A 13,156-nucleotide genomic window follows, 5' to 3' on the forward strand; every position below is an offset into this window, starting at 1 on the left:
GAGACATGCCCGAGCTGCCCGAGGTCGAGACCGTCCGCCGTGGGATCGCGCCCGTGCTCGAGGGGGCGAGGATCGAGCGCGCCGACATCCTCGACGCTCGGCTCGTGCGGCCGTTCGATCCGGGGATCGTCGCGGGGGAGCTCGCCGGCGAGCGCGTGCGCGCCGTCGACCGTCGCGGCAAGTACCTGCTCGTCCGCTTCGAGAGCGGTCGGGTTCTCCTCATGCACCTCCGCATGACGGGATCGCTGAGGCACGCGGCGCGCGGAGCCCTGGCCGCGGACCGGGCGACGCGTGCGGTCCTCAGGATGGACAACGGATCGGACGTCGCCTTCCGCGACGTACGGCGCTTCGGGACATGGGAGCTGCTCGAGCCGCAGGAGGTGAGGCCCACGCTCGCGGAGCGGCTCGGGCCCGAGCCGCTCGGCGCCTTCTCGGCGGCGCGCCTCGGTCGCAGGCTGGAGGGGCGCCGCGCGCCGCTGAAGTCGGCGCTGCTCGACCAGCGAACCGTCGCCGGCCTCGGGAACATCTATGTCGACGAGGCGCTCTGGCACAGTCGCCTGCACCCGCTGCGCAGCGCCGGCGGTCTCGACGGGGACGAGCTCCGCCGCCTGCACCGCGCGCTGCGCAGGGTGCTGCGCCTCGGCATCGCGCGCCAGGGCTCGACGCTGCGCGACTACACGGCGCCTGACGGGTCCTACGGGTCGATGCAGGACGAGTTCCGCGCCTACGGGCGCGCGGGGCAGCCGTGCGACCGCTGCCGCGCCGTGCTCGAGCGAATCGTCGTCGGCGGGCGTGGGACGACGTTCTGCCCGCGTTGCCAGGCGCTCACGCGCGCGTCCGGCCCGAGCTGAGGGCGCCGCCGACGGGGAGCCGTGCCCGGCCGTCGAAGACGGCGCGGTACCCACCCGGGAACCGCCCGGCGCGCAGACGCTCGCGGGCGCTGAGCTCCGGGCCCGCGCACGCGCTGCCCGCGGGCGCGCCTACGCGGCGAGCCGCTCGGCCAGGAGGCCGGAGCGGTCGAGTGCCACGAGCTCGCGATAGCCGCCGACCGGCTCGCCGTCGATCGTCACGAGCGGCACCGTCCACTGCCTGCCGAGGTCGTACACCTTCTGGCGGAACGCCGGGTCGTCGTCGAGGGAGACCTCCTCGTAGGCGAGACCGCGCGCGTCGAGCAGCACCTTCGCCCGCACGCAGAAGCCGCACCAGCCGGTCGTGTAGAGGCGAATGCGGGCCACGAGAGGCATAAACGGCCGCGGCGCCCCGCATATTCCGGACGCTCGCGACGGTCGCGGGCGCCGTGGCTGCCGCCCGACCGTGGCCGCGCCGGCCGTCTCCGCTCGTACACTGGGGCCGTGGCTCGCTCGACCACCACGGAGGCTGTCGTGCTGCGCTCGTTCCGGCTCGGCGAGGCAGACCGCGTGCTGCACGTCTACACCCTCGAGCGCGGACGGGTGGGGGCCGTGGCGAAGGGCGTCCGCAAGACGAAGTCGCGCTTCGGCGGCCGCCTCGAGCCGTTCTCGCACGTCGAGCTCGTGCTCCACCAGGGGCGCGGCGATCTCGACACGGTCACGGGGGCGTCGCTCCTCCGCTCGCACGACCGGGTTCGCTCCGAGCCCTACCGTCTCCAGGTCGGGACGATCGGCCTCGAGGCGATGCTGCGCCTGTTCACCGAGCAGGAGGCGAACGAGCGCGCCTTCACCGCGCTGACGCGCTTCCTCGATGCGCTGGAGGCGGTGCCGGCGAGTGCCGGCGCACGCGCCGCGCTGGAGCCGGTCGTGCTCTCGTTCCAGCTCAAGCTGCTGTGGGTGTCCGGCTACATGCCGCATCTGGGCAGCTGCGTCGAGTGTGGCGAGGAAGACGCGCCGCTCGTCGCGTTCCTGCCCTCGGCGGGTGGGGTGCTGTGCGCCGCGTGCGACGGCGGCGGCATCCCGCTCTCGCCGGATGGGCTGCACGGGATCCGGACGCTTCTGCATACGCCGATCGCGGATGCGCCGGCGGCCGAGCTCGGCGAGCGGGCGCGGCGCGACACCCTCGCCGTCGTTACGGGCTCGTACGAGCATCACGGGGGCTTCCGGCTCAAGACCGTGTCGGCGTGAGCGCTTCCGGGCTGGACGCCGGCAGTCGTTCTCGCGCCGTGCGAGGCGCCAGAGGGCAGGATGGGCGAATGCGCCGCCTGTACGCGAAGCTCGGCTTCGTCGAGGCGGGTGGGCGCGCGATGGAACGAGGACTGCAGCCGTAGGCCGGCGCGGTCAGCTCGCCTTCGGGGAGCTCCACGGAGCCGCGAGCAGGTCGAGCACCCGCTCGCGCACGCGCCCGAGCGGCAGCCGCTCCTGCGCAAGCGAGTCGCGGTCGCGCAGGGTGACGGTGTCGTCCTCCAGCGTCTGCTCGTCGATCGTGAGCGCCCACGGCGTCCCGATCTCGTCCTGGCGGCGGTAGCGGCGCCCGATCTGGCCGTTGTCGTCGTATTCGACGGAGAGCACGCGGCGAAGCTCCTCGTAGAGGGCGCGCGCCCTTCCGGCCATCTCCGCGTCCTTGCCGAGCAGGGGGAGCACGGCCGCCTTCACCGGCGCGACCAGGGGGTGCAGGCGCAGCACCGTGCGCTCGCGCTCACCCACGAGCTCCTCGTCGTAGGCGTCGCAGAGGAACGCGAGCATCGACCGGTTGAGGCCGGCCGCCGGCTCGATCACGTACGGGGTGTAGCGCTCGCCGGTGGCGGAGTCGACCCACTCGAGCTTCGTGCCGGATGCCCGCGTGTGCGCGGTGAGGTCGAAGTCGCCACGGTTTGCGATGCCCTCGAGCTCCGACCAGCCGATCGGGTAGAGGTACTCGATGTCGCTCGTCGCGCTCGAGTAGTGCGACAGCTCGTCGGCGTCGTGCGGGCGCACGCGCAGATGGCTCTCGCGGATGCCGAGCCGCAGGTACCAGGCCCGCCGCTCCTCGATCCAGTAGCGGTACCACTCGTCGGCCTCCGCGGGCGGCACGAAGAACTCCATCTCCATCTGCTCGAACTCGAGCGTGCGGAAGATGAAGTTGCCCGGGGTGATCTCGTTGCGGAACGACTTGCCGACCTGCGCGATGCCGAACGGCGGCCTGCGGCGGGCGAGCTGGGCGACGTTCTTGAAGTTGACGAAGATGCCCTGCGCGGTCTCCGGCCGCAGGTAGACCTTCGTGCCCGTCTCCTCGACGGGGCCGACGCGTGTCTCGAACATGAGGTTGAACTGGCGCGCCTCGGTGAGATCGCAGTCGTCCGTCTCGCCGGGGTGCTTGCTCGGCCGCTTCCCGCACTGCGCGTCGTCGAGCTGGTCGGCGCGGAAGCGCTTCTTGCAGAAGCGGCAGTCGACGAGCGGGTCGGTGAAGCCCCCGACGTGACCGGACGCCTCCCACACCTGCGGGTGCAGGATGATGGCGGAGTCGAGCGCGACGATGTCGTCGCGTTCGCGCACCATCGCCTCGAGCCAGCGGGCCTTCACGTTCTCCTTCAACAGCACGCCGTAGTGCCCGTAGTCGTACGACGAGCCGAGCCCGCCGTAGATCTCCGACGACGGGAAGACGAAGCCCCGCCGCTTGCAGAGCGAGACGATCTTGTCCATCGTGAGCGCGTCGGGCATGGCCGAGACAGTAGCGGCGCCGTCCGCGGCGGGTTCGCGCTAGCGTGCGCGCATGGCGGTCATGGACGCGCGCGGCGCCTGCTGCTAGCGTGGCGGGACGCGGAACGCCCGCACTCGTCGCGGCCGAGCGGGCCGGCATCGCGTTTCGCGTGCACGAGTACGCGCACGACGCGAAGGCGCCGTCGTACGGGCTCGAGGCGGCCGAGCGGCTCGGCGTCGAGCCGGCGCGCGTGTTCAAGACGCTCGTCGTCGACGTCGACGGGACGCTCACGATCGCGATCGTGCCGGTCGCGGCACAGCTCGACCTGAAGGCGCTCGGCAAGCGGGCGGCGCTGGCCGAGACGCGGGCCGCGGAGAGGGCGACGGGCTACGTCACGGGCGGCATCAGCCCGCTCGGCCAGCGCAGGCGGCTGCCCACCCTGCTCGACGCCTCGGCGCTCGCGTTCGCGACGATCTACGTCAGTGCCGGGCGCAGAGGGCTCGAGCTCGAAATGGCTCCGGCCGATCTGCTGGCGCTGACCGGGGGGCAGGCACGCGCGATTGCCGTCCCGCGCTGAGCGTCGCGGGCGGCGCGGGCGGCAGGAGGGCTCAGCCGGCGAGCAGCGAGGCGAGCAGCGCCGGATCGGCGTTGCCGCCGGAGGCGACGGCCGCCGTCGGCCCGTCCGCGGCGACCGCGCCGGTGAGCAGCGCCGCGAGCGCCAGCGCGCCGGTCGGCTCGAGCATCAGCTTCGCCTCCAGCATCGCCCAGCGCATCGCCTCGAGCACGTCGTCGTCGGACACCGTCACGATCCCGTCCACGAGCGCCGACATCGTCGCGAAGGTGAGATCGCCGAGGGCCTGCGCGCGGACGCCGTCGCAGACCGTGCGGGCCACCTGCGCGGCGGGCCAGCGTACGACGCGGCCTTCGCGCAGCGACTGCCGCGCGTCGGCGGCGAGCTCGGGCTCGACCCCGACGACCCGTACGCCCGGTCGCAGCGCCTTCACCGCGACGGCGACGCCGGAGATCAGCCCGCCGCCGCCGACGCAGACGACGACCGTCCGCAGCTCGGGCAGGTCGGCGGCGAGCTCGAGCCCCACCGTTCCCTGCCCGGCGATGATGCGCGCATCGTCGAACGGCGGAACATACTCGAGCCCGCGCTCGTCGCGGAGCGACGCCGCGACACGCTGCCGCTCGTCGCTCGAGTTGCCGCAGCGGACGATCTCGGCGCCCCATGCCGCCGTGCGCTCGACCTTGACGCGGGCGGCGTTCTCCGGCATCACGATCGTCGCCGGCACGCCGAGGAGCGCAGCCGCCGCGGCCACCCCCTGGGCGTGGTTGCCGCTCGAGTCCGCCACGACGCCGCGCGCGAGCCGCTCCCGCGGCGTGGCCGAGAGCGCGTTGAGCGCTCCACGGAACTTGAACGAGCCGGTGCGCTGGAGGCTCTCCGGCTTGACGAAGACGTCGCCCTCGAGCGGCAGCCGCAGCAGCGGCGTGCGCACGGCGATCCCGGCGACCCGCTCCGCGGCGGCCTCGACGTCGGCGAGGGCTACGGGGAGCGCCGCGGTCACGAGGCGATTCTAGGGGCAGCCGGCCGGACTCCCGGATACCCTGCGGCCCCATGAGCGCGGAGCGGATCCCCGTCGAGCTCCACATCGTCTCGGACTCCACGGGCGAGACGGCGGCGCGGCTCGTGCTCGCGCTCGAGGCGCAGTTCCCGGAGCAGGTGTTCGAGGAGATCCGCCATCCGCGCGTCGAGAGCGTCGACGACCTGCAACTCGCCGTCGCCACCGCCCGCGGGCGTCCCGCCGTGATGGTCTACACGCTCGTCGAGCCGGGCCTGCGCGAGGCGATGCGCCAGCTGTGCCGGCGCGCCCGCGTCCACTACTGCGACCTGCTCGGCCATCCGATCGACTCCATCGCCCGCGTCTCGGGCGTGACGGCCCGCATGACCCCGGGCGCGCGGCCGCCGCTCGACCAAACGTACTTCAAGCGCATCGAGGCGATCGAGTTCGCGGTCAAGTACGACGACGGCGTCGGCAGCGGACTCGACGAGGCCGACGTCGTGCTCGTCGGCGTCTCCCGCACCTCGAAGACGCCGCTGTCGATCTACCTCGGCTACCTCGGCCACAAGGCCGCCAACGTCCCGATCGTGAAGGGCATCGAGCCCCCGAGCGAGCTGTTCGAGATCGACCCGCTCAAGGTCGTGGGGCTGACGATCGACGCCGAGCGGCTGTCGGAGATCCGCGCCAACCGCGTCGCCACGATGGGAGGTCCGAAGAAGCGCTACGCGGAGCTGCTCGACGTGTACGAGGAGCTCGACCTGGCCTCGGCCGTGCACCGGCGGCTCGGCTGTCCGGTGCTCGACGTCTCGGATCTCTCCGTCGAGGAGACGGCGATGCGCGTGATCCGCATCGTCGCCGACCGCCAGCGCGAGCGGCACGAGGCCCGCGAATGAGCGGGAAGAGCCTCTGGCGGGCGCAGGGCCGCTCGCTCTCGGACAAGGGGTGGGCGCCGCTGCGCTACTGGGCGATGTGGATCCCGGCGCTCGCGGTCGCCGTCGTCGTCTTCTACGTGGTCCTGACGCCGCTGTGGATCGGCTTGCGGGCCGTCGCGTGGGCGGTGGAGCTGAGGTCGCGTCGCAGGAGTTGAGGAGAGGCGGCGGGCACGCAGATGCAGGTCGCGCGCGGGCGGCGCAGAACCTGCTCGGTCACCCTGTCAGTTGTGCGAGGATCGCCCTGTGCGGTACGTCTACGACTACGACGAGGAGGCCCCCGGGGGGCGTGAGCTGCTCGGCGGCAAGGGCGTCGGCCTCGCGGAGATGACCGCGCTCGGCGTGCCCGTCCCGGCCGGGTTCACGATCACCACCGACGCGTGCCGGGCCTACATGGCGAACGGCAAGCAGGTGCCGGAGGGCCTCGACGAGGAGGTGGGGGAGCACATCGCGCGCCTCGAGCGGGTCGCGGGCAAGCGGTTCGGCGACCCCGCCGACCCGCTGCTCGTGTCGGTGCGCTCCGGTGCCGCGGTGTCGATGCCGGGAATGATGGACACGATCCTCAACCTCGGGCTCAACGACGTCTCCGTCGAGGGCCAGGCGGCCTCGACCGGCAACCCGCGCTTCGCCTACGACTCGTACCGGCGGCTGATCCAGATGTACGGCGAGGTCGTCGACGGCGTCGACGCGCACCGCTTCGAGAGCGCGCTGTCGTCGCTCAAGGCCGCGCGCGGCGTGGCAAACGACCTCGACCTCGGCGCCGAGGATCTGCGCGAGCTGATCCGCACGTTCCAGCGCATCTACGAGGAGGAGGTCGGGTACGGCTTCCCGCAGGATCCGCGCGAGCAGCTGCGGCGCGCCTACCGCGCGGTGTTCGACTCGTGGGACGCGCCGCGCGCGCAGGTGTACCGGCGCACGTACGAGATCGCGGACGACATCGGCACGGCGGTGAACGTCGTACAGATGGTGTTCGGCAACAAGGGCGAAAGCTCGGGCACCGGTGTCTGCTTCACGCGCGACCCCTCGACCGGCGAGGCGGGGCTGTACGGCGAGTTCCTCGTCAACGCGCAAGGCGAGGACGTCGTCGCCGGCATCCGCACGCCGGAGCCGATCGAGCGCATGCGCGAGCGCCTGCCGGAGGCGTACGCGGAGCTCGTGCGCACGCTCGAGCGGCTCGAGCAGCACTACCGCGACATGCAGGACATCGAGTTCACCGTCGAGGAGGGCACGCTGTTCCTCCTGCAGACGCGCACCGGCAAGCGCACGGCGGCGGCGGCGCTGCGGATCGCGGTCGAGATGGCGGAAGAGGGCCTGATCACGCGCGAGGAAGCGGTCGCCCGCATCGACCCCGGCCAGCTCGACCAGCTGCTGCACCCGATGATCGACCCGACGGCCGAGATCGAGGTGGCGGCGCAGGGCCTGAACGCCTCGCCGGGGGCCGCGTCCGGGCAGATCGTGCTCGACGCGGACACCGCCGAGGAGCGCGGCAAGGCCGGTGACGACGTCATCCTCGTGCGCTGGGAGACGACGCCCGACGACATCCACGGGCTCATCCAGGCGCGCGGCGTGCTCACCGCCCACGGCGGCATGACCTCACACGCGGCGGTCGTCGCGCGGGGCATGGGCCGCCCGTGCGTGGCCGGCTGCGAGGGCCTTTCCATCGACGCCGCGGCGGGCACCGTCACGATCGGCGAGCACGAGCTGCGCGCCGGCGACGTGATCACCATCGACGGCGGTACCGGCCGCGTCATCGTGGGGCCCGTGCGCCTGGTGCCGCCGGCGATCGACGAGAACTTCGGCACCATCCTCGGCTGGGCCGACGCGCTGCGCCGCCTGCGCGTGCGCGCGAACGCGGATACGCCCGAGGACGCGGCGAAGGCGCGCGAGTTCGGCGCCGAGGGCATCGGTCTGTGCCGCACCGAGCACATGTTCATGGCGCCCGATCGGCTGCCCGTCGTGCAGGAGATGATCATGGCGGCGACGGAGGAGGCACGGCGTGCGGCGCTCGACCGGCTGCTGCCCGTGCAGCAGGCCGACTTCGAGGGCATCTTCGAGGCGATGGCGGGCTTCCCGGTCACGATCCGTCTGCTCGACCCGCCGCTGCACGAGTTCCTGCCCGACCCCGAGGAGGCGAGCTCGGACGCGATGCGCGCGCGGATCGCGCAGCTGCACGAGTCGAACCCGATGCTCGGCACACGGGGCTGCCGGCTGGGCCTCCAGCATCCGGAGATCTACGAGATGCAGGTGCGCGCGATCGTCCGCGCCGCGCGCGCCGTCGCAGAGCGCACCGGTGCCGCGCCGCTCGTCGAGATCATGCATCCGCTCGTCGGCTTCGGCGAGGAGCTGCGCCGGCTGCGCGACCTGACCGACCGCGTCGCGGCCGAGGAGCCGTCGGTGGAGTATCGCTGCGGCACGATGATCGAGTTGCCCCGCGCCTGCATCCGCGCCGACGAGATCGCCGAGGTGGCGGACTTCTGCTCGTTCGGCACCAACGACCTCACGCAGACGACGATGGGGTTCTCGCGCGACGACGCCGAAGGCAAGTTCCTCACCTTCTACCTCGAGCACGGCATCCTCGAGCGCAACCCGTTCGAGGTGCTCGACCAGGAGGGCGTCGGCGAGTTGATGAAGATCGCCGTCGCGCGCGGCCGCGGCACGAAGGCCGACCTGAAGATGGGGATCTGCGGCGAGCACGGCGGCGAGCCGCGTTCGGTCGCCTTCTGCCACCGGATCGGCCTCGACTACGTCAGCTGCTCGCCCTACCGGGTGCCGCTCGCACGTCTCGCCGCCGCCCAGGCGGCGCTCAGCGAGGCGGGCGTGACCGCCGTCGCCATCGGCGGCTGACGTCCGACCGGCCCCTGGGCGCCGGCTCTACAGCGTGTAGCCGGTGACGCGGAGGTAGGCGACCGCCAGGCTCGCGATCCCCACCGCGATCACGAGCACGGGGCCGAGCGCGGGCACGCGCCTGCGCCTGCCCTCCTCGAAGGCGAGCGTCGCGAGGATGCCGCCGAGCAGGCCGCCGAGGTGACCGCCCTTGGAGATGCCGGGGACGGCGAAGGTGATCGCGAGGTTGAGCACGATCAGCATCATCGCCTGGCCGGCCAGCGATCCCGTGGCCCGGTACTCGAGGATCAGCAGGGCGCCCATAACGCCGAAGATCGCCCCCGACGCGCCCACCGTGAGCGCGAGCGGGGAGCTGAACACGAGGGCCCCGGCCGATCCTGCGATCCCGGACACGAAGTACAGCAGCAGGTAGCGCGGCGTGCCGAGCGCCCGCTCGACGATGGAGCCGAGCCAGTAGAGCGCCAGCATGTTGAAGGCCAGATGGAGGATGCCGGCGTGCAGGAACATGGCGGTGACGAGGCGCCACCAGTCGCCCTGGTCGACCAGCACCCCGACGAGGACCCAGTCCGAGAACAGCTTGCCGCCCGGGTTGTCGATCCCGAAGCCCTGCGCCACCGTGATCAGGTACACGAGCACGTTGATGCCGACGAGGGCGGTCGTGGCGGGGGCGGCGACGGCGCCGGCCCTGCGGCGCACGGTGCGGACGGTGCGCACGGGGCCGGGCGCGGCGGCGCCGACGCTCGCGTGGTCCGGGCAGCGGATCCCCACCGGAGCGAACGTCATGCAGTCCTCGCAGATGGGGCGGCCGCACTCCGAGCAGGAGACGCGCGTCTCGCGGTCCGGGTGGCGGTAGCAGTGCGGCGTGTCCGACATGGACGGCTAGCGTACCGGCGTGCGCGTCCACGTCGCCTTCACGCCCGACGAATCCGCGGCGGCGGCTACCGGCGTCGTGATCGACGTCATCCGCGCGACGTCGACCATCTGCCAGGCGCTCGCGACCGGCTACGAGCGCGTGTGGTGCGCGGCCGAGGTCGACGACGCGCGCGCGCTCGCCGCCGGCGGGGGCGTCACGCTCGGCGGAGAGCGGCTCGGCGTCCGCATCGAAGGCTTCGATCTCGGCAACTCGCCCCGCGAGTACCTCACGGTGCGCACGCCCACGCTGGCCATGTCCACGACGAACGGCACGCGCGCGATCGTGACGGCGGCCGAGCGCTGCGAGCGCGTGCTGATCGCCTCGCTGCTGAACCTCGCCGCCGTGACGGAGGCCGCAGCCGCCCACGGCGACGACGTGGCGATCTTCTGCGCCGGCGTGAAAGGGGCGTTCGCGCTCGACGACAGCTACGTCGCCGGGCGCATCGCCGCGCGGCTCGACGGTGAGCGCAGCGACGCGGCCGAGGCGGCCGTCCGCCTCGCGTGCTCCTACGGAAGCGCCGAGGAGGCGTTCCGGTCATCCCGCAGCGGACGCAACCTGATCAACCACGGGCCCGACCTGGAGGCGGACATCCCGTACTGCGCGCGCGAGAGCGTGCTCGACGTCGTGCCGCGCCTCGCGGGCAGGCACGGCGTCGCCGCCGAGATCCGGCTCGGCTGACACCCGATCTCTCGCCGCAGCCGTCGAGGTCGTCGACGAGGGAGCCGATGCCGCGTATCTCCATGGTCTCTCTCCCGCGTCCGTTCCGGCCGTCTTGACATGCGAACACGTGTTCGTGTAGAACATGTGTTCCTGTGATCGCCTGTCTCGTCATCCCGGGATTCGAGCTGCGCGCCGCATTGCGCTCCCGGCCGAGGCTGGCGCTCGAGCCCGCGGCGCTTGCGCCGCCGCCCGGGAGGGAGCCCTTGATCGGTCCCGTCACCGCCGCCGCCGAGGCCGCGGGCGTGCAGGCGGGCATGCGCATGGGGGAGGCGCTCGCCACCTGTCCCGCGCTCGTGCTGGTCGAACAGGATCCTGCCGCCGTCGAGCAGGAGTGGGAGGGAGTGCTGCGGCGCCTGGAAGATGCGGGCATCGCGGTCGATCCGGTCGAGCCGGGGGTCGTCTACTTCGAGACCGCGGGCGTCGAGCGGCTGTACGGAGGGGTGGAGGCGGCGCTCGTCAAGGCGCTCGCCTCCGTGGGCGCTGCCTGGGACGCGCGCGCAGGCGCGGGGCAGCGCCGCTTCGTCGCCCTGGCGGCGGCGAGCGTTGCCCGTCCCGGGCAGGCGGTGATCGTCGAGGGGAAGGAGGAGCAGGGCTTTCTCGAGCCGCTCCCGCTCTCGCTGCTGCCGCTTCCGTCGAACCGGTACGCCGAGCTCGAAGGGCTCGGGGTGCGCCGGCTCGGCGAGCTGGCGTCGCTTCCGGGCGGCGCCGTCGAGGAGCGGTTGGGGCCGGAGGGGAAGCGGGCGTGGAGCCTCGCAGGCGGGGAGCGCCACAATGCTCAACCAACCCGTGTGCGCGGGCGATCTCCCGCGGCAGAGCTGGCAGAGACCCTCTCCTTCCCCGAGGCGGTCGCGAACGAGCTGACGTTGCGGCGGGCGTTCGGTGTGCTGCTCGACCGCTTGCTCGCCCGGCCCGAGCGGGCGGGAAGGCCGCTGCGCAAGATCGCGGTCTCCGCCCGGCTCGTTGGCGGCGGCTCGTGGCGGCGCGCGACGACGCTACGCGAGGCGACGGCGGAGCCCGGACGGCTGCGGTCGGCGCTCGGGTCGAAGCTGCTCGAGATCCCGGCGCCGGTGACGGAGCTGCGGCTCGAGGCGGTCGAGCTCGCCGATCACGTCGGCAACCAGCTGGCGCTCGTTCCTCCCGAGGGCACCGAGGCGCAAGGACGCCTGCGCGAGGGATTGAGGCAGGTGCGAGCGAGTGCCGGCACCGGCGCCGTCTGCGCGGTGGTGGAGGTGGCGCCATGGTCGCGCATTCCGGAGACGCGGGCGCTCGTCGTGCCTCGCGACGTGTGACGTGGGCCGGCGTGCGCAGAGAGTGGTCGTGCGGTGTGTCGACGAGGCGTCGTGAGGGTGCGCGCCGCAGGAGCGACGCGCCTGCCTCGCCCGGCGTGCGCTGGTGGTGTCCGTGAGCGCGGCCGGAGGATCATGGGCGAGCCGGCCGCACGCCCTCGTCCGCTCCACCGCCGGCCGGCTCAACGCCCCGCGCCCGGCGCTCGTCGAGGCCGGCGTCGACGGCTGTCCCTGCGTCGTCAACCGTCAGCGCGTCGCGCTCGTGCGCGAGGAGTGGCGTGTCGTCGACCGCTGGTGGACGGACGAGCCGGTCGACCGCCGCTATTTCGAGGTCGTGCTGGAGTGCGGCCAGAACGTGTGCGTCTACCGCGACCGCGAGCGTGGCTGCTGGTTCACGCAGCGCGCCTGACCGGCGTTGCGACCTCAGGCATCGCCCTGCACGAGCACGAGCTGCATGCGAGCCAGGGTGGGCGACGGTGGAGAGTCCTCGTCGCAACCCGGGCAGGCGAGCACGGTCTCGAGCCCGCAGGCGCTGCCGAGCGCCGCGAGCTCGCAAGGCGTGTAGACCTGCCAGGAGAACGTGTCAGCCGTCCCGTCGGCCGGCTACCCGGGGCCGAAGGTTGCATGCCGGATGCCGGAGGAGGCGTTGACCGCGCTCACGGTGATCCGCGCGTCCCGGGTTGCACGGAGTGATCCTGGCCGAGCGCCTCGTAGGCGAGCGCCTCCCATTCGTCGGCCTGCTGCGGGGGGACGACCACCCACTGCCGGAACACTTCGCCGCGGCCGGACGGGTCGAACAGGTGCGACCCCGGTACGGAGAGCGCGCGCGCGTGGACCGCGGGATCGGTGAGCTTGAACACCATGCCGGTACGCGAGAGACCGAAGACGACCCGGCCGGAGCGCTTCACGCACGGCATCCCGAACACCTTGGCCGCGCGCGCCTCCTCGTGCCACGCGCAGATCGCGTCGACGATGTCCTCGTAGCGGTCCTCGTAGCGCGCCTGCTCCGGGTCACGATCGTCCACCAACCAAAGATACGACGCGGGAGCGGCATCGACGCGCCGTCTTCGAACCGCAAGTGGCTCAGAGCCACAAGCTCCGAAGCGCGGCGATCAGCCGGCGAGCGACCACTCGGCCGGCTCGGGCCACCGCTCGGCATGCGCTGCCGGCACGAGCACCCACTCCCTCGTCGTGCGGCCCATGCCGGGCTTGCCCGTGTCCCGCTTCACGCACGGCGCGCCGCACATCCGGCTCACCTCCACGTCTGGATGAGCCGCGGTGCCGATCAGCCCGGCCCGGTCCATGCGCGGGAAA

At 72.8% G+C, this 13,156-nt stretch carries 15 protein-coding genes; 9 read left to right on the forward strand and 6 right to left on the reverse strand.

Annotated elements, in window-relative coordinates:
• The first annotated feature begins 5 nt into the window (after positions 1 to 5).
• Positions 6 to 851: a bifunctional DNA-formamidopyrimidine glycosylase/DNA-(apurinic or apyrimidinic site) lyase gene (gene mutM / locus Gocc_RS04330; protein ID WP_114795318.1), complete on the forward strand. Its 846-nt coding sequence runs from the start codon at positions 6 to 8 to the stop codon at positions 849 to 851.
• 129 nt (positions 852 to 980) lie between these two features.
• Here mutM and Gocc_RS04335 read toward each other — a convergent pair whose 3' ends face one another.
• The gene (locus tag Gocc_RS04335) at positions 981 to 1,235 is read right to left on the reverse strand and encodes a glutaredoxin domain-containing protein (RefSeq protein WP_114795790.1); all 255 of its coding nucleotides are present in this window, start codon (positions 1,233 to 1,235) and stop codon (positions 981 to 983) included.
• 117 nt (positions 1,236 to 1,352) lie between these two features.
• Here Gocc_RS04335 and recO point away from each other — a divergent pair, with 117 nt between their 5' ends.
• On the forward strand, positions 1,353 to 2,096 hold the full coding sequence (gene recO / locus Gocc_RS04340) for a DNA repair protein RecO (RefSeq protein ID WP_181813362.1): 744 nt from the start codon (positions 1,353 to 1,355) through the stop codon (positions 2,094 to 2,096).
• A 153-nt stretch (positions 2,097 to 2,249) separates the two neighbouring features.
• On the opposite strand, the gene Gocc_RS04345 is transcribed toward recO, so the two are convergent.
• Positions 2,250 to 3,608 (reverse strand): glycine--tRNA ligase, encoded by a 1,359-nt coding sequence (locus Gocc_RS04345; protein WP_114795320.1) that lies wholly within the window; start codon positions 3,606 to 3,608, stop codon positions 2,250 to 2,252.
• 89 nt (positions 3,609 to 3,697) lie between these two features.
• Between Gocc_RS04345 and Gocc_RS04350 the strand changes: the two genes are divergently transcribed.
• Complete coding sequence (locus Gocc_RS04350; protein WP_114795321.1) at positions 3,698 to 4,165, forward strand: aminoacyl-tRNA deacylase; 468 nt, start codon at positions 3,698 to 3,700, stop codon at positions 4,163 to 4,165.
• A 31-nt stretch (positions 4,166 to 4,196) separates the two neighbouring features.
• Here the strand turns inward: Gocc_RS04350 and Gocc_RS04355 are convergent, their stop codons facing one another.
• Entirely contained in the window at positions 4,197 to 5,156 is a 960-nt protein-coding gene (locus tag Gocc_RS04355; RefSeq protein WP_114795322.1) for a threonine ammonia-lyase, read from the reverse strand.
• Positions 5,157 to 5,206: 50 nt separating this feature from the next.
• Here Gocc_RS04355 and Gocc_RS04360 point away from each other — a divergent pair, with 50 nt between their 5' ends.
• From Gocc_RS04360 to ppdK, 3 genes are all read left to right on the forward strand, one after another.
• Positions 5,207 to 6,043: a pyruvate, water dikinase regulatory protein gene (locus Gocc_RS04360; protein WP_114795323.1), complete on the forward strand. Its 837-nt coding sequence runs from the start codon at positions 5,207 to 5,209 to the stop codon at positions 6,041 to 6,043.
• Positions 6,040 to 6,237: a hypothetical protein gene (locus tag Gocc_RS04365; RefSeq protein WP_114795324.1), complete on the forward strand. Its 198-nt coding sequence runs from the start codon at positions 6,040 to 6,042 to the stop codon at positions 6,235 to 6,237. The genes Gocc_RS04360 and Gocc_RS04365 overlap by 4 nt, the downstream gene beginning before the upstream one ends.
• Before the next feature lie 88 nt (positions 6,238 to 6,325).
• The gene (gene ppdK / locus Gocc_RS04370; protein ID WP_114795325.1) at positions 6,326 to 8,923 is read left to right on the forward strand and encodes a pyruvate, phosphate dikinase; all 2,598 of its coding nucleotides are present in this window, start codon (positions 6,326 to 6,328) and stop codon (positions 8,921 to 8,923) included.
• A 27-nt stretch (positions 8,924 to 8,950) separates the two neighbouring features.
• Here ppdK and Gocc_RS04375 read toward each other — a convergent pair whose 3' ends face one another.
• Entirely contained in the window at positions 8,951 to 9,796 is an 846-nt protein-coding gene (locus Gocc_RS04375) for a rhomboid family intramembrane serine protease (RefSeq protein ID WP_114795326.1), read from the reverse strand.
• A gap of 19 nt (positions 9,797 to 9,815) precedes the next feature.
• Between Gocc_RS04375 and Gocc_RS04380 the strand changes: the two genes are divergently transcribed.
• From Gocc_RS04380 to Gocc_RS04390, 3 genes are all read left to right on the forward strand, one after another.
• Complete coding sequence (locus Gocc_RS04380; RefSeq protein WP_114795327.1) at positions 9,816 to 10,514, forward strand: 2-phosphosulfolactate phosphatase; 699 nt, start codon at positions 9,816 to 9,818, stop codon at positions 10,512 to 10,514.
• 134 nt (positions 10,515 to 10,648) lie between these two features.
• Positions 10,649 to 11,845 (forward strand): Y-family DNA polymerase, encoded by a 1,197-nt coding sequence (locus Gocc_RS04385; protein ID WP_114795328.1) that lies wholly within the window; start codon positions 10,649 to 10,651, stop codon positions 11,843 to 11,845.
• Positions 11,846 to 11,957: 112 nt separating this feature from the next.
• On the forward strand, positions 11,958 to 12,251 hold the full coding sequence (locus Gocc_RS04390) for a hypothetical protein (protein ID WP_147281180.1): 294 nt from the start codon (positions 11,958 to 11,960) through the stop codon (positions 12,249 to 12,251).
• A 247-nt stretch (positions 12,252 to 12,498) separates the two neighbouring features.
• Here Gocc_RS04390 and Gocc_RS04395 read toward each other — a convergent pair whose 3' ends face one another.
• Entirely contained in the window at positions 12,499 to 12,867 is a 369-nt protein-coding gene (locus Gocc_RS04395) for a hypothetical protein (protein ID WP_114795330.1), read from the reverse strand.
• A gap of 87 nt (positions 12,868 to 12,954) precedes the next feature.
• Positions 12,955 to 13,146, reverse strand: a complete 192-nt coding sequence (locus tag Gocc_RS04400; RefSeq protein WP_114795331.1) for a hypothetical protein — start codon at positions 13,144 to 13,146, stop codon at positions 12,955 to 12,957.
• Positions 13,147 to 13,156 lie beyond the last annotated feature (10 nt).

Source organism: Gaiella occulta (assembly GCF_003351045.1).
Taxonomy (GTDB): domain Bacteria; phylum Actinomycetota; class Thermoleophilia; order Gaiellales; family Gaiellaceae; genus Gaiella; species Gaiella occulta.

Bases quoted from the DNA above. Each gene is read 5' to 3' on its own strand.
- mutM (WP_114795318.1), top strand. From the start codon at position 6: ATGCCCGAGCTGCCCGAGGTCGAGACCGTCCGCCGTGGGATCGCGCCC.
- Gocc_RS04345 (WP_114795320.1), bottom strand. From the start codon at position 3,608: ATGCCCGACGCGCTCACGATGGACAAGATCGTCTCGCTCTGCAAGCGG.
- Gocc_RS04360 (WP_114795323.1), top strand. From the start codon at position 5,207: ATGAGCGCGGAGCGGATCCCCGTCGAGCTCCACATCGTCTCGGACTCC.
- Gocc_RS04365 (WP_114795324.1), top strand. From the start codon at position 6,040: ATGAGCGGGAAGAGCCTCTGGCGGGCGCAGGGCCGCTCGCTCTCGGAC.
- Gocc_RS04375 (WP_114795326.1), bottom strand. From the start codon at position 9,796: ATGTCGGACACGCCGCACTGCTACCGCCACCCGGACCGCGAGACGCGC.
- Gocc_RS04400 (WP_114795331.1), bottom strand. From the start codon at position 13,146: ATGGACCGGGCCGGGCTGATCGGCACCGCGGCTCATCCAGACGTGGAG.